The following is a 19481-nucleotide window of genomic DNA, read 5'->3' as shown; positions in this document are numbered from 1 at the left end:
GGCGACCGGATCCGGGGTGATCACGATGCCAGTGTGTTTCCGTCTGCTCGGCCCTGTCGGCGTGACGGTGGACGGCCGCGCGATCGCGCTGGGCCATCCGCAGCTGCGCTGCATGGCGGCGGTGCTGCTGATCGAGGCAGGCCACACGGTCACGATGGACGAACTCATCGACCGGGTGTGGCCGGAAGGCGCGCTCCCCCGGCAGCCGCGCCGGGCGGTGCAGCACAATATTCCGTTGCTGCGCAAGGCTCTCGCTCCGATTCCCGACGTCGTCCTCACCCGCAACGGCTGCGGGTACCGGCTTTCCGCCGAACCGGACGCGATCGATCTGCATCGCTTCCACGCCCTGCTGGACCAGACCCGCGCCGCACAGCAGGGCGAACCGGACCCCCGCGCCGATCAGCTCGCCGCGAGCGCGCTCGAGGAGGCGCTGGCCCTGTGGCAGGGCACCCCGTTCTCGGACCTGGCCGCCGCGGCCGACATCCCCTGGCTGTGCTCGCTGCGCGCCGCGCTCACCGCACGCCAGCGGACCGCCCGGCTGGACCTCACCGACATCCGGCTGCGCCAGGGCAAACACGCCGAACTCCTGGCCGAACTCGCCGCCGCCACCGCGAGCCACCCGTTCGACGAACGCCTGGCCGGGCAGTACCTGCTGGCGCTGCACCGCAGCCGCCGCCAGGCCGAGGCGCTGCAGCATTACGACCGCCTGCGCCGCGTTCTCGCCGACGAACTCGGCACCGGCCCCGGCCGTCCGCTCCGCCGGCTGCACGAGCAGATCCTGGCCGACGACCCCGCGCTGGCCGCTCCCCGGCCGGAACTCTCGCTCCGGCCGCCGGTCCCCCGGCAGCTGCCCCGCCCGCCGCGCCTGTTCGCCGGCCGCGGCACCGAACTCGTCCAGCTGGACCGGCGCCTCGACCTGGCGGGCACGGTCGCGATCGGCGGCACCGGCGGGATCGGCAAGACCTGGCTGGCCCTGCACTGGGCGCACCAGCGGCTCAGCCGGTTCCCCGACGGGCAGCTGCACGTCGACCTGCACGGGTTCGACCCGACCGGCCAGCCGATGTCGGCGGGCGAGGCGGTCCGCGGCTTCCTGGACGGCCTCGGCGTCGCACCGTCCGCGGTCCCGGCCGACCTGGAGGCGCAGATCGGGCTGTACCGCAGCCTGCTCGCCGGGAAACGGATGCTGATCGTGCTGGACAACGCGCGCGACGCCGACCAGGTCACGCCGCTGCTGCCGGGCACGCCCACCTGCACGGTCCTGATCACCAGCCGCCGCCACCTGGTCGGCCTCGCCGCGCTGTACGGCGCGCAACTGCTCAACCTGGACGTGCTGTCCGACTCCGACGCCAGGGAACTGCTCGCCGGCCACCTCGGCCCGGAACGGCTGGCGGCCGAACCGGGCACGGTCGCCGACCTCCTCGCGATGTGCGCCGGATTGCCGCTCGCGGTGCGGATCGTGGCGGCCCGCGCCCAGCACCATCCGACGTTCCCGCTGTCCGTGCTGGCCGAGGAACTGCGCGACGCCTCGGCCCGGCTGGACGGACTGAACGCCGGCGGCCTGCGGGTGAACCTTCGAGCGGTGCTGTCGTGGTCAGTCCGCGCCCTCAGCCCGCAAGCGGTCCGCCTGTTCGGCCTGCTGGGCATCGCCCCCGGCCCGGACATCAGCCTCGCCGCCGCCGAAGCACTGGCCGCGCTCCCGGCCGGACGGCTGCGAACGGTCCTGCGGGAACTGGAGATCGCTTCCCTGGTGCAGCAACACGTTCCGGGCCGATACCGGATGCACGACCTGATCCGCCTGTACGCCAGTGACACCGCCGCGCACACCCTCACCCGCGACACCCGCGACGCGGCACTGCGGCGAATCCTGTACTTCTACACGCACACCGCCCAAGCCGCCGACCGCCTGCTGAACCCGCGCCAACACGAGGTCCGGCTCGATCCGCCGACGCCGGACGTCCCGCCCCACCCGCTGCCCGACGCACTGGCGGCACTCGCCTGGTGCGACACCGAACACGCCTGCCTGCTCGCCGCCCAGCACACCGCCACGACGCTCGAACGCAACACCACCGGGTGGCAACTGGCCTGGGCGCTGGAGACTTTTCAGGTTCGGCTGTCCCGGCTCTACGACCGGCTCGCCCGGTGGCAGGCTCCGGCGGATCTCGCTGGGGGCAGGGGCGGTGCTTCCGGTGGCTGAGCTTCGCCGCGGTTATCCGGGAATGTCCTCCAAGCCGAGCCGATACCACTCATCCTCAACCAACACATGCAAATCCGCCCCCCGACCGAACACGAGCGCCGTCTGCGGCACCTCCCGCCCGTCCGGCAGAACGAGGCGATACTCGCCGGTCGCCCGGAACCGGTCGTCCTCCAGCACCCCGGAGACCAGCCGATCGCAGTCCGGCCCGTACCCGCCGTACAACGCCAGCCTGGGCTCGCCCACCAGCAGGGCCCCGGCTCCGCGGATGTCGTTGTACCACCCGGTCACTCCCCCGTCGCGGATCCGGAGAACCGGGAAATCGCTGAAGGAGCACGTCCACGCGGTGTCGCCGTCCACGTTGAGCGCGTAGCAATCGGAGAGGTGGCCCCACACCTCCTCGGCCAACTCGGGATACTGCCACTCCAAAGCCAAATCGGCGGAGAAACGGAGAAGCCCTCGCTCGCCGATCGGCGGGGCGCTGTCCTCCTGGCCCCAGCCGTAGGCGCCGAAGATGCCTTCATCGAAGTAGCCGACCCAGATATCGCCGCTGTGGGTCGTCTGCACGTGGCCGATCGCGTCGCCGAAGGTCTGCTCGGCCAGTACCTCGCCCGTAGAGCTATAGACGATCGCGTTGCGGTCCGCCCCTTCCGGGCGCCATTCGCATCGGGCGCCGACGGCTAGGACGCGGCCATCCGGCAACGGCTGCACCGTCGGATGCGCCACCCGAAGATGCGGAATCCACGCGACGACCGCCAACTCCGGCGTATGCACGGTCACCCGCGCCGCCGTCGGACGCGATGCCCGCGCGTCCGGGAACGTCGCCCCCTGCCCGATCGTGACCGGCGTCAGGGCCTGCTGGTCCGCCGTGGCCGACCACAGCGTCATCAGCTCACCGGACGGGCCGATCGACGCGGAAACCCACACATCCCCCTGCCGCGGCGGCACGATTCGCGCGTGCTGGCGCACCGGAACGACCGGCAGCCCCAGCACTGCCTCCCGCCGGGCCGCGTTGTTCAGTTCCCACTCTTCCACCCGGATATCGGACCACGCCGGAGTCCGCGGGCTCCACCGCATTTCCGCACACCACCACCATCGAGGCCTGCCGCGCGTCCAGCACGACCGAACCGCCCGGCCCCGTCACGCGCACACCGCGCTCCCCCTCCGCGGACAGCCGCACCTCCGTTCCGGGCAGCACCCCCGCGTCCCGCAATGTCCGGAGAAACCCGACGTCGTCCTGAATCCGCTCGCTGATCCGGTACAACCACGCCGAACCCTGCCCCGCCCGGACTGCCTCGGCCAGCGTCCGCGTCCCGCGCGGAACCGGTGGCGCGGCAGCGATCCCGAACTCGGCGAGGCCCGGGATCGGACTCCCGTGCGGACACCGCCGAGGACCGCCGCACACCTCGAAAACCCGCCGTGCCACCGCGGCCGACATGACGTGCTCCCACCGGCAAGCCTCGACGTGCAGTTCCTCCCACTCCAGCCCGATCACCTGGTACAGCAGCACTTCCGCGAGCCGGTGCTTGGCCAGCACCCGCACCGCGAGCCGCCGTCCCTCCGGGGACAGCACCAGCTGGCGGTCCGCGTCGAGTTCGAGCAGCCCGTCCCGTTCCAGCCGCGCGACCGTCTGGCTCACCGTGGGCGCGCTCTGGCCGAGCCGGTCCGCGATCCGCGCGCGCCGCGCGACGACGCCGTCCTCCTCCAGCTCGTACGCCGCTTTGAGGTACATCTCGGTGGTGTTGATCAGGCCGTGCGCGGTCACGAAAACCAGGCTGGCAGCTCAACTCGGGTTGAGGTCAAGCGACCGGAGATAGTCGCGGACCGAATCCGCTTCCGAAGATCCGATGCGGTCGAAAATCTCCAGCGCGGAACGCAAAACCTCGCGCGCGGCTTCCCGGTCGCCGCGCGAGACCGCGCACCGGCCGAGCCCCGCCAACGCCTGTGCCTCTTCCAGCGGGCTGTTCACCTCACGGGCCAGCGGCAGCGCACTCCAATACCGCGCACCCGCCTCCTCCACCTGCCCGGTCGCCAGCAGCAGCGCGCCCATGTGGTTCAGCGTCTCGGCTTTGCCGAGCTGGTTGCCCAGTTCCGAGAAGATGTCCAGTGCCTGGCCGTGGCACTTCTCCGCGGCCTCGAGTTCCCCGAGGAGCCGCAGCGCCGCACCGAGTTCGTTGAGCCCGAACCCTTCGCCGAGCCGGTCGCCCAGCGAGCGGGAGATGGCCAGCGCCTCGTTGTGCGCGTCGACCGCCTTCCGGTACTCGCCGAGCATCCGCAAGGCCACGGCGAGACTGTTCAGCGCGAACGATTCGTGGAAACCGTCGCCGAGCCTGCGGAAACCGGCGGCCGCCCGGGTGTTCGCGTCGACCGCGCCCGGGAAATCGCCGATCGTCCGCCGCGCGACTCCCAGCTCGTTCCAGGCGTCCGCCTGCCCGAGGAGATCGTGCAGTTCCTCGTAAATGCTCAGCGCTTGCTCGTGCGATTCGACCGCGGCCCGGAAGTCGCCGTTGACCAGGTGCAGGATGCCGATTTCGTTGCGGGCGTGCGCTTCCCCGCTGCGGTCCCCCAGGGTGATCGCCATGGCGAGGGCACGGCGGAAGGCTTCGGCGGCGCCAGAGTAATCGTCGAGGCAGCGCCGCACGGCACCGAGCTGACTGAGCGCGGCGGCCTGGCCTGCCTCGTCCCGGAGTGCGACGTAACTGTCCAGCGCGGCGGTGTGCGAGGCGGCTGCGGACGTGTAGTCGCCGACCCGCCGCTGCACGCTCCCCAAATGGTTCAAGGCGTGCGCCCGCGCCGCCTCGTCGCTGTTGTGCTCCGCCGCCCGCACCGCGGACTGGTGCAGCCTCAGTGCCCGGTCCCACGGCCCGGCGATGTAGAGGAATTTGGCCAGGCACGCCGAAAGGTCGACGACCTGCTGATGCCAGCCGTGCCGGACGGCGTGGTCGGCGCAGGCGAGCAGGTTGACCGTCTCGACGCGCATCCACCGCCACGCCTCGATGCTGCTCGCCACCCGGGTGGCGAGCAGCTTCGAGCGCCGGAGCGGGCGGGTTTCGCGGAGCCCGTCGGTGGTGACGTCCTTGGCGATGTGCAGGGCCGCGTCCGCGGCGGTCGCGCAGTAGTAGTCGAAAAGCCTGCCGACCGCCCGTTCGGCCTCCCGCTGGTCGTCGTCGTGGCTGAGGTTGCGGGAGAACTCGCGGATCAGGTCGTGCATCCGGTAGCGGTCGAACGCCGGTTCTTCGAGCATGTGGTCGTCGTAAAGCGCGCCGAGGTGCGCGCCGGCCTCGGCCACCGGGATGTCCGCCATCGCGGCGGTCGCGTGCGCGTCCAGCTCCGGGCCGGGGTGCAGGCCGATGCGCCGGAAGAACCGCTGCTGGCTGGGGCCGAGTTCGCGATAGGACAGATCGAAGGCGGCGGCCACCTCGATGTCCTCCGCGCGCAGCCGGCCGAGCCGGTCGTGCGTCGAATCCAGTTCTTCGGCGAGATCTTTCACCGTCCACTGTGGACGGCTGCGGAGCCGTCCCGCCAGCAGGGTCACCGCGAGCGGGAGCCAGCCGCACAGGCGCACCACCCGGTCGACCGCTTCGCCCTCCTCGGGCCGGATCGGCCGTCCGGACAGCCGCACGAACAACGCGGCCGCTTCCTCGGCGGGCAGGACGTCCAGCGCCAGCGAAACCGCCCCGTCGAGCGCGGAAAGCCGGCGCCGGCTGGTGATGATCACCAGCGAGCCGTTCGCCGCCGGAAGCAGCGGTTCGACCTGCTGGTGGCTCAGCGCGTCGTCCAGGATCAGCAACGCCCGCTTGTCCGCCAGCCAGTCCCGCCACAGCGCGGCCCGGGCGTCGAGCCCGGCTGGCATCTGCTGTGCGGTCACGCCGATCATGGCCAGCAGCGACGCGAGCGCGTCGGCCGGTTCCACCGACCGTTCTCCCGGGGTGTGCCCGTGCAGGCGGAGGAAGAGCTGCGCGTCCGGGAACCGTTCGGCGAGAAGGTGACCGGCGTGGACGGCGAGCGCGGTTTTCCCGACTCCGGCCATGCCGTCGATCGCGTGGATGGCCACCATGCCGCCGGTGTGGACCGCGTCGGTGATCTCCCGGAGCACGTTCTCCAGTTCCGCGGTCCGGCCGGTGAACGCGGGAGCGTCGCGCGGAAGCGTGCGTTTCGCCGGTCGGCCGTCCCGGTCGGCGCGCGGCAAAGCGTAGGTGGCCTGCTCGGCAGGCGAATCGGCGACGGCGGGAGCTTCCCGGTAGCCACGCGAGTAGGCCGGGTCCGCCGGCCAGGGATCTCCGGGCAGGCTCGCCCAGCCCGTCGTGTGACTTCCCTTGAGCGACACCGGAAAGGGACGGCAGGTCTCCGGACGGCTGCCCTGGCTGTGCCGCACGACCTCGTCGAAGAACCACGTCGAGACCATCATCGCGAGCACGCTGGACGATCCGGCCAGCGCGGCCTTCAACCCCGGCGAATCGACCAGCCGGAACGCCAGCACGACCGCGTTCGACGTCACGCCGTGCTTGTCGTAGTGGACCTCGCCCGCGTGCACCGCCAGCCGCAGCCGGATCCGCTCCGCCTCGGCGGCGACCCGGTTGTGCACCTCCAGCGTCTCGACGATCGCGCCGGGCAGCGCTTCGGTGAACACCGCCTTCGGCACCTCCGGCGGGGCGAGCACCAGCACCCCGTCGCCGCGGTCCTCGTGATAGCAGGCTTCCCACGGGATGCCCGCCTCGCGAAACGCCCGGCGCAGCGTCTGGTACATCGCGTCCCGGACGGACAGCTGGTGCCGGTTCGTCCGGCTCCGGTCGCTGAACCCCTCGACGTCGGCGACCAGAATCGTGCGGTGCACCGCGGCCTGCGCGCGCGGTTCGCCGTTGCCCGGCCCGGGAAGCAGGCCCAGGACGAACCGCTTGACCTGCCCGTAGACGACCGAACCGCGGTTCTCCGGTTTGCCGAGGCCCACGTGGTCGGCGTCCACCGGAACCGGCCGGACGCCCGGCAGCCCCGGATCGGCCGCGGTCTCGTCCACCACCCGGACCCGGCGGGTCAGGCGGGTTTCGAAGAACACCTGGGCGGCGATGCCGGTCTCCTCCGCCCAATCCCGGTAGCCGTCGGTGAGCCGCCGCAGATGCTCGATCTCGCCGCGCAGATCCTCGACGGCCGGAGTGCCCCGGTACAGCACGCCCAGCGCGTCCACCGCCCGCGTCAGCCCGGGACCGGTGTGCGGCGTGCCCAGGAAGACGACGCCTTTCGCCGCCTCCGCGAAACACGCGAAATCGGCTCGGCTTTCCGCGGCCCGCACCAGGAGTTCCTTCACCAGCAGGCCGCCCACGCTGTGCGCGACGAAGCACATCGGACGCTCGCCGAGGCCGGCGTTCCGCAGCTGGGCCATGAGGCCGTCCGCGCGGTCGGGCATCGACATCGACGGGCCGCGCCATCCGCTGGACCACGCCTCGTATCCGACGGTCCAGACCGCCACGCCGGCCAGGTCGGAGGCCAGCCACCGCGGCCAGAACGTGCCGTCGCCGCCGGAGCGCCACGACGCGCGGGCATCGCCGTCCAGCCCGTGGACGAACACAACGTCCAGAACCGTCCGGCGCGGGACATGCACTGCCACGACCGCCGTCACTGCCGATCTCCCCTGCGCGTCCGCCTTTCCCGCCCCCAGTCCCGCCGCCGCTTCAACGGTCGCACGGTTCGCGGCCGATGTCCAAGAGCGCGAGGCGCAGGCGAACGCACCTGAACTGCGAAAACAGCAGTCCTGGTCGCGGATTCTTCGCGATCGCGCCGAAACCGGCCGCCGCCAGTGCGATTCCCCTTCCCCGGCGGCCGGATATCGTCCGTGTATCGGAAACCGCATACGCGCTGGCAACATCGCGCTGCCTTGACTGGCAGCCATGACCTACCGCGAACCGGCACGCACCGCGGACCGGCGCGCCGGATCGCTGGCGTCCCCGGCCGGGATCACGTTCTACGGCTGCGAGCCCGGCGAAGCCGCCCTGGTCCGGGAGGCGGTGTCCCGTTTGGGGGTGACACCGACTGTCACCTCGGCGGCGTTGACCGAAGCCACCGCCGGACTCGCCGCGGGTAACCGGTGTGTCAGCGTCGGCCACAAAACCCGGATCGCCAACGCCGCCCTGCGCGCGCTCAGCGAGGCCGGCGTGCGGTATCTGTCGACCAGAAGCATCGGCTGCAACCATCTCGACCTCGCGTACGCCGAGAAAGTCGGGATTTCGGTGGAAAACGTCGCGTACTCGCCGGACAGCGTGGCCGATTACACCGTGATGCTGATGCTGATGGCGATCCGCAACGCGAAATCGCTCATCCGCCGGACGGACGCGCACGATTACCGGTTAAGCGAGCTTCCCGGGAAAGAATTGCGCGACCTGACCGTGGGCGTCATCGGCACCGGACGGATCGGCGCGGCGGTCATCGACCGGCTGTGGGGTTTTGGCGGACAGAAGCTGGCCTACGACATTCATCCCCGGACGTCGGCCGACTACGTTCCGCTGGAGGCGTTGCTGCAGCAGAGCGACATCGTCACCCTGCACACCCCGCTCACCCCGGAAACCCGGCATCTGCTCGACCGGCACCGGATCGAGCAGCTGAAACCCGGCGCGATCGTCGTCAACACCGGCCGCGGCGGGCTGATCGACACCGAGGCTCTCCTGTCCGCTTTGGAAAGCGGCAGGCTGGGCGGCGCGGCGCTGGACGTCCTCGAAGGGGAGGAAGGGACGTTCTACGCCGACTGCCGCGGAAAACCGCTCGAGCACACGAATCTGGCGCGGCTGCAAAACCTGCCGAATGTGCTGATCAGCCCGCACACCGCGTACTACACCGACCACGCCCTGCGCGACGCGGTGGAAAACAGCATCCTCAACTGCCTGAACTTCGAAAGCTGGACAACCCATGGCTAAGCTCAAGGTCGGCGTCCTTTTCGGCGGGATCTCCGAGGAACACCCGATCTCCGTCAAATCCGCGCGGGAGGTCGCGAAAAACCTCGACCTCGACAAGTACGAACCGTACTGGATCGGAATCACCCAAAGCGGCTCCTGGAAGCTGTGCGACGGCCCCGGCTCCGGATGGGAAGACCGCGGCCGCCCGGCGATGCTGTCGCCGGACCGGAGCGTCCACGGCCTCCTCGTCGAGGGCGAGCCGGTCAAGCTGGACGTCGTGCTGCCGGTGCTGCACGGAAAGCTCGGCGAGGACGGCGCGATGCAGGGCCTGCTGGAGCTGTCCGGCATCCCGTACGCGGGCTGTGACGTCCAAAGTTCCGCGCTGTGCATGGACAAGTCCCTCACCTACCTGATCGTGCAGAGCGCGGGCATCCGCACGCCGGGCTTCTGGGCGGGCACCGTGGACGACGACGTCGACGCGAGCCAGTTCACCTACCCGGTCTTCGTGAAACCGGCCCGGTCCGGTTCGTCGTTCGGCGTCACCAAGGTCTCGCGCGCGCAAGACCTGCCGGGCGCGATCGCGGTCGCGGGGGAATTCGACGCGAAAATCCTGATCGAGGAAGCGATCACGGGCAGCGAAGTGGGCTGCGCGGTGCTGGGCAACGGCTCGGAGCTGATCGTCGGCGAACCGGACCAGATCCGCCTGTCGCACGGTTTCTTCAAAATCCACCAGGAAGACAGCCCCGAAACCGGTTCCGAGAACTCGACCATCGTCGTGCCCGCGGACATCCCGGCCGAGTCCCGCGACCGCGTCCAGGAGACCGCCCGGACCATCTACCGTGCGCTGGGCTGCGCCGGCCTCGCCCGGGTCGACCTGTTCCTGCTGGAAGACGGCACCACGATGCTGAACGAGGTCAACACCTTCCCCGGACTGACCTCCTACAGCCGCTACCCGCGAATGATGGCGGCAGCGGGCCTGCCGTTCTCCGAGATGCTCGACCGGCTGGTGTCGCTGGCGCTGACCGGGAAGCTCCGATGAAGCAGGGTTTCGCCTTCCTGGACGAGGCCGCGCCCGGGATCCGCTGGGACGCCAAGTACGCCACCTGGGACAACTTCACCGGCAAACCCGTCGACGGCTACGTGGCGAACCGGATCGTCGGCACCCATGCGTTGTGCACCGCCTTGCAAAGCGCGCAAGACAAGGCCGCGACACTCGGCTTCGGCCTGCTGATCTGGGACGGCTACCGCCCGCAGCGCGCGGTCGACTGCTTCCTGCGCTGGGCGAAACAACCGGAAGACGGCCGGAAAAAGCGGCAGCACTACCCGAACCTCAACCGCGCGGAAATGTTCGAAAACGGTTACGTGGCGGCCAAATCCGGCCACACCCGAGGCAGCACGGTCGACCTGACGCTGTATCGCCTGGACACCGGCGAACTGCTCCCGATGAGCGGCGGCTTCGACCTGATGGACCCCGTGTCGCACCACGGCGCACCGGGTCTCGCCCCGGCCGAGGCGGCGAACCGGCGGCACCTCCGTTCCGTGATGGAGGATTGCGGTTTCGCCGCTTACGAAGCCGAATGGTGGCATTACACGTTGAAGGACGAACCGTATCCGGACACGTACTTCGATTTCCTCGTCGCGTAAATGAACCGCACAGGACCGCGCGTCGTGGTCGCCGGAGGCCATTCGGCCGGGCACATCGAACCCGCGATGAACTTCGCAGACGCACTGCGCCGCCTGGCCCCCACCGCCGAGGTCACCGCACTCGGCACCGTCCGCGGCCTGGACACGACGCTGATCCCCGCCCGCGGCTACCCGCTCGAACTCATCCCGCCGGCCCCGCTGCCGCGCAAAATCACCCGCGCCCTCCTGCACACCCCAACCCAGCTGCGCGAGTCGATCCGCGCCGCCGGGAAGGTGCTCGACCAGGTCCAGGCAGACGTCGTGGTCGGCTTCGGCGGCTACGTCGCCGCCCCGGCCTACCTCGCCGCCCGTCGGCGGCGGCTGCCGATCGTCATCCACGAGGCGAACGTCCGCCCCGGCGCGGCCAACCGGCTGGCCGCCCGCCTGACGTCGCATGTGTACACCGCCTCACCGGACGTCCGGCTGAAACACGGCACCCCGATCGGAATCCCGCTGCGCCCCGCCATCACCAGCCTCAACCGCGCCGAAGCCCGCGACGCAGCACGACACCGATTCGGCCTCCGCACCGACGCCCCGGTCCTGCTGGTCACCGGCGGTTCACAAGGCGCCACCGCGATCAACGCCGCAACCTCCGGCGCTGCAACGGCATTGCGCGAGGCCGGGGTGCAAGTCCTGCACATCACCGGTCCGCAGCACACCGTCGAGATCCCCGAAGGACCATACCTAGTTCTGCCGTACGTCGACGAAATGCAGTACGCCTACGCCGCCGCCGACTTCGCGATCTGCCGTTCCGGAGCGATGACCTGCGCCGAGCTGGCTGCGGTCGGCCTGCCAGCCGCGTTCGTCCCGCTACCAGACCGCGGTGGCGAACAACGGCTGAACGCCGCACCGATCGTGGCAGCCGGCGGGGCCTTGCTGGTCACCGAACTCACCCCAGCCTGGATCGAAGCCACCCTGATCCCCGTCCTCACCGACCCCGCCCGGATCGCGGCGATGTCCGCCCGCGCGTCCGCCGCCGGAGCCCCCAACACCGACACCGTCCTGGCCCGCCACGTCCTAGCCATCGCCGAACGACATCGACCCGCCAGGTAGCCGCACCGTCACGCAAAGCCCGCCCGCCGCACCCGGCGCGAGCGACAACGCCCCGTCGTGCGCCTGGGCAATGCTCTTCACGATCGCCAGCCCCAGCCCGACCCCGGCATGATCACGCCGGACCCGTTCCGTCCCGCGCTGGAACGGCTCGGTGAACGTCCACACCTGCTGCGGATCGACGTCCTCCCCGGTGTTCTCCACGGTCAGCGTGCTCGACGTCGTGGAGGCAGTCGTGCGCACCCGCACGATGCCGCCTTCCGGCAGATTGTGGACGATCGCGTTGTGCAGCAGATTCGTCGTCAGCTGCAGCAGAAGCGCACGAGACCCGCGAACGGCCGTGATATCCCCCGAAGTCTCAATGGCCACCCCGTGCTTCTCGGCGAGCGGCAGCAGCGTTTCGGTGGCTTCCTCCGCCAGCAGCGACAGATCGACCGGCTCCCGGGTGAACGAACGCTGGTCCGCGCGGCTGAGCAGCAGCAGGGCTTCGGTGAGTTCGATCGCCCGCGCGTTGACGACACGGAGGCGTTCGTCGAGTTCGCTGCTGTCGCGGTCCGGGTCATTGCGGGCGACTTCGAGCAGGCTCTGCGTGATCGCCAGCGGGGTGCGCAGTTCGTGAGAGGCGTTGGCGGCGAACCTCCGCTGCTCGGCGACGTGCGCGTCGAGGCGAGCGAGCATGGCGTCGAAGCTGTCGGCGAGTTCGCGGAACTCGTCGTCGCGGCCTTCCAGCTCGATCCGGTGGGTGAGCGATCCGGTCGAGACGCGCCGGGTCGCGGCGGTGATCCGGGTCAGCGGGGCGAGCATGCGCCCGGCCAGCACCCAGCCGCCCAGCAGGCCGAAGATCAGCAGGAGCAGCATCACGACGGCCGCGTCCGGCAGGAAGTCCTTGATCAGGTCGCGGCCCGACGGCGCCATCACCACCGGCATGACCTCCAGCGCCCGGTCCTGGTAGTTCAGCAGGAACAGGCCCACCGCGCCGAGCAGCAGCGTCCCGGCCAGCATGAGGAATCCGGCGTAGCTCAGCGTCAGTTTGAGCCGGACGCTCATCCCGGGCTTGCGGATCATCCGCGTCCGGTTCCGTCGTCGATCCGGTAGCCGACCCCGGGCACGGTGGCGACCAGCCACGGTTCGCCGAGCCGTTTGCGCAGCGCCGAAACCGTGATGCGCACGGCGTTGGTGAACGGGTCCGCGTTCTCGTCCCAGGCCCGTTCGAGGAGTTCCTCGGCGCTGACCACCCCGCCCTCCGCGGCGACCAGCACCTCCAGCACGGCGAACTGCTTCCGGGTGACCGCGACGTACCGGCCGTCCCGGTAGACCTCGCGGCGGAACGGGTCCACCCGCAGGCCCGCGATTTCCCGCACCGGCGGCCGGTTGTGCGCGCGCCTGCGGTCGAGCGCGCGCAGCCGGAGCACGAGTTCCCGCAGCTCGAACGGTTTGGTGAGGTAGTCGTCGGCGCCGAGTTCGAAGCCGGAGACCTTGTCGTCGATCCGGTCGGCGGCGGTGAGCATCAGGATCGGCATCCCGCTGCCGGACGCGACGACGCGTTTGGCGATCTCGTCGCCCGAGGGGCCGGGGATGTCCCGGTCGAGGACAGCCATGTCGTAGGAGTTGACGCTCAGCAGTTCCAGCGCGGTGTCGCCGTCCCCGGCCAGGTCGGCGGCGATCGCCTCCAGGCGCAATCCGTCCCGGATGGCCTCGGCCAGATAAGGCTCGTCCTCGACGATCAGCACACGCATGCTCTCGATGCTACGAGCAGGCACGTATCGCGGGCATATCCGAAACCGCGTACGCGACGGCAACACCGTTTCGCCTTCGCTGAACGCCATGACCCGCAGCGAATCAGCACGCGTCCTCGCGGCACCGGCGTTCGCCGTCTTCCGGCGAACTGTCCGCCGGGTGCTTCGCCGTCGTGGCGCGCTCAGCGAGGCCGACGGAGCCGTCCCGCACGGCACGACGGTGTTCGCCGAGATTCCCGCCGTGGCCAACCTCGACCCGGTTTTCCTCTCCGCGCTGCGCCGGGCGGCGAAGGACGCCGCGAACGACGGCGTCGAGTTCCGCGTCAACAGCGGCTGGCGTTCGCCGGCGTACCAGAATCAGCTCCGGCGCAAGGCGATCGTCAAGTACGGCTCGGAACAGGAAGCCGCCCGCTGGGTCGCCACCGCCGACCGGTCCGCGCACGTCCTGGGGAACGCGATCGACCTCGGACCGTACGAGGCCACCGCGTGGCTGTCGGAACACGGTGCCGCGTATGGACTCTGCCAGATCTACCGCAACGAACCGTGGCATTACGAACTGCGCCCGGAGGCCGTCGACCACGGCTGCCCGCCGATGTACGCCGATCCTTCACAGGATCCACGGCTGCAGCGGTGAAAATCCGGCGACAGCGGAGATCATCTTCGCGACAATCGCCCGCATGGCGGAAGTTGAAGTCGTCGTCGCCCACCACGAGCGCGCCACCCTGCGCGTCGGCGACGTGTTCCTGAAGATCGACACCGATCAGGCGCGCGCCGACGCCGAGGTCGCCGCGATGGCGCTGGCCCCGATCCCGACGCCGGAGATCCTCTGGCGAAAGCCGCCCGTGCTCGCGCTCGCCGCCCTCCCCGGACGGGAATTAGGCCGCCCCGGCAAACCGTCGAACGGCTCCGCCGCGGCCTGGGCCGCCGCGGGCGCCGCCGCGCGGAAACTGCACGAAGCACCGCTTCCGGCGGCGCCCGGCTTGAACCCGGAAGATCTCGCCGAAGACCTCGACCGCGAATGCGCGTGGCTGATCGCGAACGACGTCCTCCCCGCCGACCTGGTCACCCGCAACCGGCGGATCGCCGACGCGGCGCTCCGGCCGTGGACCCCGGTGTTCACCCACGGGGACCTGCAGGTCGCGCACATCTTCGTCGAGGGCGACGAGGTGACCGGCGTGCTCGACTGGTCCGAAGCCGCCCAGGGCGACCCCTTGTTCGACATCGCCGCCCTGACCCTCGCCCATCAGGAACACGTCCCCGACGTGCTGGCCGGTTACGGCGGCGACGTCGACCTCGACGTGCTCCGCGCGTGGTGGTCGCTGCGCAGCCTCCGCGTGGTCCGCTGGCTGGTCGACCACGGCTTCGACCCGAAACCGGAGGTCGAGGTCCTGGAGGCGCAGCTATTCTAGCGCTAGAATAGCGGGGTGCCCGCCCTCACCGACGCCGAACTGACCGTCCTCGGCCTGCTCGTCGAGCAACCCCGGCACGGCTACGACCTGGAGCGGGTGATCGAGGAACGCGGCATCCGCGCCTGGACCGCGCTCGGCTTCTCGTCCATCTATTACGTCCTCGACAAACTGGCCAAGCGCGGCTTGATCGAGGCCACCGGCGCACCCCGTTCCGGAAAATCGCGCGCGACCTTCCAAGCCACCCCGTCCGGCATCGAACTCTGCGCGGACGCCACCCGCGAAGCGCTCACCACGCTGACCCCGGTCCACGCGCGCGTCCTCATCGGCCTGGCGAACAGCCCGGTCCTGCCGGAGTTTGAAGTGCTTTCCGGGCTGACCGCGCGCCTCACCGCGTTACGCGACCAGCTCGCCGAAGTCCGGGCGACGCGCGCCCGCCAAGAACCGCTGCCCGCGGCCGCGTCGGCGATCTTCGACTACAGCGAAGCGATGCTCACGGCCGACCTCACCTGGACCGAGAGCGTCCTCAGCAAGGAGACAGCGATGGACAAGTACGACGTCAAGAAGGCGCACCGCGCGCTGTATTCGCCTTCGCCGAAGGACTTCACCGTCGTGGACGTACCTGCGCTCCGTTACCTCGCCGCCGACGGCCACGGCGACCCCAACACCGCTCCGGAGTACACGAACGCCGTCGAAGCGCTGTACGGCATCGCGTACGCGGTGAAGTTCGCCAGCAAGGCCCTCGGCCGGGACTTCGTCGTCGGGCCGCTGGAAGGCTTGTGGCGCGCCGACGATCCGGCGGTCTTTCTCTCGCGGGAGAAAGAAAAGTGGGACTGGACGATGATGATCAACCAGCCGGACTGGATCACCGAGGAAATGGTCCGGGACGCTGCCGAGCGGGTCGCGAAGAAGAAGGGCAACCCGGCGCTCGCGAATGTTCAGCTGCGCACTTTGCATGAAGGGACGAGCGTCCAGATCCTGCACCTAGGCTCATACGACGACGAAACGCCCACGCTGAACCGGCTCCACCACGAATACCTGCCCGAGCACGGCCTGACCTTCAACGGCGACCACCACGAGATCTACCTCAGCGACCCGCGACGCACCGCGCCCGAGAAGCTCAAGACCGTCCTGCGGCAACCGGTCAAGCCTCTTGGAACACAATCTGCTCCGGCGGAGTCGTGAGCTTCAACGTCTGCCGCCGGACGGACAGAAGCGTGTGCAGCTCCGTCGCGTGCCCGTCGGGAATGGTGAACAACCGGTCGTTGCGAGTGTCGACGTAATCCGCGAATCCGGCGAGCGAGACACCGTCCGTTTCGTCCAGGCTCAGGTAATCGACCAAGCGGCGGAACAGTTTCGGCAGCAGCACCACCTTGTCGCGCAACTGGGCGCGACTGGTCAGCTTGAACCCGCTGTTGGTCACGTCGTGCTCCCACACGCCCTTGCCCGCGGTGCGCGCCGCGACCGACGCGTCGGCCATCGCCTGCCGGAGATCCGGGTAAAGCTTGGAGTAGAACGTCGGGTACGCCAGCCCGGTTTCGAGCAGATGGAAATTCGCCGACGCCTTCAGCGCCTTCGGGTCGAGATGCACGTCGCCGCCGTCGGTGGAACGTCCCGCGCGCTGCCCGGGAAACGCGAACGCGACCGCGCGGCCGTACTTGTCGGCGAACCGGGTCAGAATATGCCCGTTCGTCGCCCCCGGAGTACTGGTGGAAACGCGGCCGCCTTCGTCGCGCTCGACCTTCGTGAACCCGAGGTAGCGCAACAGTTCGTCCCCGGCGGCGTTCGCCAGCTCGACCGGCTGCCGCCACAATTCGGCACCGGCGACCCGCGGCCGGTAGTGCGTCTCGAGGGCGTCGATCCCGTCGAGGCGCAACTGCACGCCGCCTCGGGAATTGGTCCGCACTTTGAGGCCCGCGGCGGAAAACGCGTCGGCGCGCTCGGGATAGAACCGGACCGAATCCCCGTCCGGCGAAGCCCCGACGACCCGAAACTGACCTTTGATCAATGTCAACGGCACGAGAACGACGGTAACCGCCGGACCGGCCGGCGGTTACCGTGTTTCCCGAGCCGTCACCGACCGGTCACTCGGGCCGTTACCAGTTGTCACGCAACGGATTCCTCCGTGCGTGCAGTGTTACTTACTGGCAGGCTTCGCAATCCGGGTCGTCGATGCGGCAAGCCGCGCCGTCGACGAGCGGAAAGTCGAAGTCGTCCAGAGCGGGAACGACCGGGGCGGCTTCTTCTGGCGTGGTGGGAGCAGACATATCCGTTGTAGCGCTCAAGATCGCCGAACATTCCGTGACGCCCGCCACAGCCTAGGCGACCCAGTCCGGCAGGATTTTGTCCCCGTCCGCCGTCGCACACGCCGGCACCACTCCGGTCCGATACACCCGCGTACTGCCCGGCGCACAGACAATCGCCGCCATTCCGTGTTCCGGGTCCGCTCGCACCTGGCGTTCCGCGTCCGCCGCCAGCACCACCGTCTCGCCCTTCGTCAAGGGCTCGACCACACCGTCCAGCGTGATCTCCGCCCCGCCGTCGAGAATCGTCCACACCTGCTCCGTGTCGAACGCGTGCACCGGCCCGACCGCGCCGGGCGCCATCTCCACTCTCCACACCGCCAGCTGGCTGCCGCCTTGCGTCGGCGACGCCAACGTCGTCATGACCGCGTTCGGCGTTTCCGTCCGGCGGCTGTCCCGGATGACTGTCATGCGCGCTCCCTGGGGTAAACTAGACAACAAGGTTGTCCATATAGTCAACGAGGTTGTCTACCTATGTCAAGCGATCCCCCGGGCTACGAGCTGCCGCTGCGCCTGCTGTTCGGCTTCCGCAGCCTGATCGACGACCTGCACACCGAACTGGCCAAACAAGGCCACCCCGACGTCCGCCCGATGCACGGCTTCGTCTTCCAGGCGATCGGCCCGCAGGGCACCACCGCCGTCGAACTGGGCCGCACGCTCGGCGTCACCAAACAAGCCGCCGGGAAGACGATCGACGCACTGGAACGGCTGGGCTACGTCACCAGGGACCGCGACCCGTCCGACGGCCGCCGGATGCTGGTGCACCTGACCGACCAGGGCCTCGACTGCCTGGCCAAGTCCGCGCGCATCTTCGACCGGCTGCGCTCGCAATGGGCGGAAACCCTGGGCACCGAGCGGCTCCGCGCGCTGGAGGAGGACCTGCGGAAAGTCGCCTCGCCAGAGTCAGCACGCCTGGACCTGCCGGGCTGGTTCAGTGGGTCGTGAGTGGCGATCGCGGTTCTAACCGTGATCACCACTCACGACTCCTCACCTGCGCAAACTGATCGGCGGCACCGTCCCGCCCCGCAGCGCCGCCTCGTCGATCGTCACCGGCCGGTACCGCAACGCCGCCAACCGCTCGGCCATCGTCTCCACCGGCACCTCCCCGTCCGTGCCGAACAAAAACGCCCACTCATGCTCAGCCGACCCGAAATAAACCGGAGCCGGAAAAGTCTCCTCGAACCGCCGCCAGCACTTCACCAGCGTCGAATTCCGCCACAACGTCGGGCACCCGCCCTGATACGCGACCACCCCGCCCGGCGTGAGCAACGACCGGCACTGCGCCAGGAATTCCGCCCCGTACAACCGATTGTGCTGAGCGTCCGCGTCATCCTGCTCATCCGGCAGATCCACCAGCACCACGTCGTACTTCTCCGCGCAGCCGTGGACATACTCCCAGCCGTCGGCGTAATGCACCCGAACCGGCCCGTCACCCCGCTCCGCCCGCGCCAGCTCCGCCGGCGAATACCCATACGGAAGATGCTCCGCACAAAGCCGGACCGCCTCCGCGTCAATGTCCACGTGATCGACCGAAGCCCCCGCCTCGGCCGCGATCTGGCACACCACGCCCTCACTCGACCCGACCACCAGCACCCGGTCCACAGTGGACGCCAGCAGCAACGCGGGCACCAGCAACGCCTCGTGATACACCAGCTGGCTGAACTCAGTACTCTGCCGCTCGTTGTCGCAGAACAGCGAAATGCCTTGCGCCGTCTTGCCGATCACCAGGTTCTGGTAGGCAGTCCGCGTGTCGACCAGCACGTCCGAGACCTGCCACTGCCGGATCAGTCCCGCGCCGACGGGTTCCTCGATGTTCAACTGTCTTCCTGTCCTCTGTGGATAGTGGTGACCCGCGAAACGCTCGCGCCGAGCGAATCCCGCAGCAACTGCACCGCCAGCTCCGGATCCGCTTTCCGCCCGCACGTGAACACATCCACGAACGCCGACCCGCGTTCGGGATACGTGTGAATCGAAGCGTGCGACTCCGACAGCAACGCCATCGCCGTCACCCCGTACGGCTCGAACTGTTTGTGCGTCAACTCGCACACCGTCGCCCCGGCCTTCTCCAGCGCGCGCTCCAAGCTCTCGCACAGAAACACCGGATCGTCCAGCACCTCCGCCGACACCCCGGAAAACTCCGCCAGCACATGCCGTCCGGCGAATTCCCCCACTCCACCGGCATCCCCGCCGATAAAGTAAGACCGCAATGGCGGAAACCCGTTGAACGCCAC

18 protein-coding genes are annotated in these 19481 nt (G+C 69.5%); 9 read left to right on the top strand and 9 right to left on the bottom strand.

What is annotated here, in order from left to right:
* Positions 1 to 25 precede the first annotated feature (25 nt).
* On the top strand, positions 26 to 2194 hold the full coding sequence (locus RPX00_RS21200; protein WP_406641754.1) for a BTAD domain-containing putative transcriptional regulator: 2169 nt from the start codon (positions 26 to 28) through the stop codon (positions 2192 to 2194).
* An 889-nt stretch (positions 2195 to 3083) separates the two neighbouring features.
* Here RPX00_RS21200 and RPX00_RS21195 read toward each other — a convergent pair.
* Positions 3084 to 3956: a metal-dependent transcriptional regulator gene (locus tag RPX00_RS21195; protein WP_406641752.1), complete on the bottom strand. Its 873-nt coding sequence runs from the start codon at positions 3954 to 3956 to the stop codon at positions 3084 to 3086.
* A gap of 18 nt (positions 3957 to 3974) precedes the next feature.
* Positions 3975 to 7805 (bottom strand): tetratricopeptide repeat protein, encoded by a 3831-nt coding sequence (locus RPX00_RS21190; protein WP_406641749.1) that lies wholly within the window; start codon positions 7803 to 7805, stop codon positions 3975 to 3977.
* A 316-nt stretch (positions 7806 to 8121) separates the two neighbouring features.
* Here RPX00_RS21190 and RPX00_RS21185 point away from each other — a divergent pair, with 316 nt between their 5' ends.
* Genes RPX00_RS21185 through RPX00_RS21170 form a run of 4 tightly spaced genes read left to right on the top strand, consistent with a single transcriptional unit; the run spans position 8122 to position 11808 of the window.
* Positions 8122 to 9093, top strand: coding sequence for a D-isomer specific 2-hydroxyacid dehydrogenase family protein (locus RPX00_RS21185; protein WP_406643035.1), 972 nt, complete (start codon positions 8122 to 8124; stop codon positions 9091 to 9093).
* Positions 9086 to 10111: a D-alanine--(R)-lactate ligase gene (gene vanA, locus RPX00_RS21180; RefSeq protein ID WP_406641746.1), complete on the top strand. Its 1026-nt coding sequence runs from the start codon at positions 9086 to 9088 to the stop codon at positions 10109 to 10111. Before RPX00_RS21185 ends, vanA begins: the two co-directional genes overlap by 8 nt.
* Positions 10108 to 10716 carry a D-Ala-D-Ala dipeptidase VanX gene (gene vanX / locus RPX00_RS21175; RefSeq protein WP_406641744.1) on the top strand — a complete coding sequence of 203 codons (609 nt, stop codon included), beginning with the start codon at positions 10108 to 10110 and terminating at the stop codon, positions 10714 to 10716. Before vanA ends, vanX begins: the two co-directional genes overlap by 4 nt.
* A complete protein-coding gene (locus RPX00_RS21170) occupies positions 10717 to 11808 on the top strand; it encodes a UDP-N-acetylglucosamine--N-acetylmuramyl-(pentapeptide) pyrophosphoryl-undecaprenol N-acetylglucosamine transferase (RefSeq protein ID WP_406641742.1) in 1092 nt (363 codons plus the stop codon). It begins immediately after the preceding gene.
* Here the strand turns inward: RPX00_RS21170 and RPX00_RS21165 are convergent.
* Both RPX00_RS21165 and RPX00_RS21160 read right to left on the bottom strand, forming a co-directional pair.
* Positions 11773 to 12870, bottom strand: coding sequence for a sensor histidine kinase (locus tag RPX00_RS21165; RefSeq protein WP_406641741.1), 1098 nt, complete (start codon positions 12868 to 12870; stop codon positions 11773 to 11775). The two genes, RPX00_RS21170 and RPX00_RS21165, sit on opposite strands and share 36 nt — an antisense overlap.
* Positions 12867 to 13541, bottom strand: a complete 675-nt coding sequence (locus RPX00_RS21160; protein WP_406641739.1) for a response regulator transcription factor — start codon at positions 13539 to 13541, stop codon at positions 12867 to 12869. The genes RPX00_RS21165 and RPX00_RS21160 overlap by 4 nt, the downstream gene beginning before the upstream one ends.
* A gap of 88 nt (positions 13542 to 13629) precedes the next feature.
* Here RPX00_RS21160 and RPX00_RS21155 point away from each other — a divergent pair, with 88 nt between their 5' ends.
* Genes RPX00_RS21155 through RPX00_RS21145 form a run of 3 tightly spaced genes read left to right on the top strand, consistent with a single transcriptional unit; the run spans position 13630 to position 16132 of the window.
* Complete coding sequence (locus tag RPX00_RS21155) at positions 13630 to 14175, top strand: M15 family metallopeptidase (RefSeq protein ID WP_406641737.1); 546 nt, start codon at positions 13630 to 13632, stop codon at positions 14173 to 14175.
* 43 nt (positions 14176 to 14218) lie between these two features.
* Positions 14219 to 14950 (top strand): phosphotransferase family protein, encoded by a 732-nt coding sequence (locus RPX00_RS21150; protein ID WP_406641735.1) that lies wholly within the window; start codon positions 14219 to 14221, stop codon positions 14948 to 14950.
* 15 nt (positions 14951 to 14965) lie between these two features.
* On the top strand, positions 14966 to 16132 hold the full coding sequence (locus RPX00_RS21145) for a GyrI-like domain-containing protein (protein WP_406641733.1): 1167 nt from the start codon (positions 14966 to 14968) through the stop codon (positions 16130 to 16132).
* On the opposite strand, the gene RPX00_RS21140 is transcribed toward RPX00_RS21145, so the two are convergent.
* From RPX00_RS21140 to RPX00_RS21130, 3 genes are all read right to left on the bottom strand, one after another.
* Complete coding sequence (locus RPX00_RS21140) at positions 16092 to 16967, bottom strand: nuclease (RefSeq protein ID WP_406641731.1); 876 nt, start codon at positions 16965 to 16967, stop codon at positions 16092 to 16094. The genes RPX00_RS21145 and RPX00_RS21140 overlap by 41 nt on opposite strands.
* Positions 16968 to 17088: 121 nt before the next feature.
* Complete coding sequence (locus tag RPX00_RS21135) at positions 17089 to 17214, bottom strand: hypothetical protein (protein ID WP_406641729.1); 126 nt, start codon at positions 17212 to 17214, stop codon at positions 17089 to 17091.
* Positions 17215 to 17265: 51 nt separating this feature from the next.
* Positions 17266 to 17661 carry a cupin domain-containing protein gene (locus RPX00_RS21130; RefSeq protein WP_406641727.1) on the bottom strand — a complete coding sequence of 132 codons (396 nt, stop codon included), beginning with the start codon at positions 17659 to 17661 and terminating at the stop codon, positions 17266 to 17268.
* Positions 17662 to 17724: 63 nt separating this feature from the next.
* Here RPX00_RS21130 and RPX00_RS21125 point away from each other — a divergent pair, with 63 nt between their 5' ends.
* Positions 17725 to 18195 carry a MarR family winged helix-turn-helix transcriptional regulator gene (locus RPX00_RS21125; protein WP_406641725.1) on the top strand — a complete coding sequence of 157 codons (471 nt, stop codon included), beginning with the start codon at positions 17725 to 17727 and terminating at the stop codon, positions 18193 to 18195.
* 42 nt (positions 18196 to 18237) lie between these two features.
* Here the strand turns inward: RPX00_RS21125 and RPX00_RS21120 are convergent, their stop codons facing one another.
* Together RPX00_RS21120 and speD are read right to left on the bottom strand one after the other, a co-directional pair.
* The gene (locus RPX00_RS21120) at positions 18238 to 19068 is read right to left on the bottom strand and encodes a spermidine synthase (protein WP_406641723.1); all 831 of its coding nucleotides are present in this window, start codon (positions 19066 to 19068) and stop codon (positions 18238 to 18240) included.
* Positions 19065 to 19442: an adenosylmethionine decarboxylase gene (gene speD / locus RPX00_RS21115; protein ID WP_406643033.1), complete on the bottom strand. Its 378-nt coding sequence runs from the start codon at positions 19440 to 19442 to the stop codon at positions 19065 to 19067. Before speD ends, RPX00_RS21120 begins: the two co-directional genes overlap by 4 nt.
* Positions 19443 to 19481 lie beyond the last annotated feature (39 nt).

Source organism: Amycolatopsis sp. WGS_07 (assembly GCF_045278895.1).
Classification (GTDB): domain Bacteria; phylum Actinomycetota; class Actinomycetes; order Mycobacteriales; family Pseudonocardiaceae; genus Amycolatopsis.
This window is presented reverse-complemented; position numbering and strand designations above follow the sequence as displayed.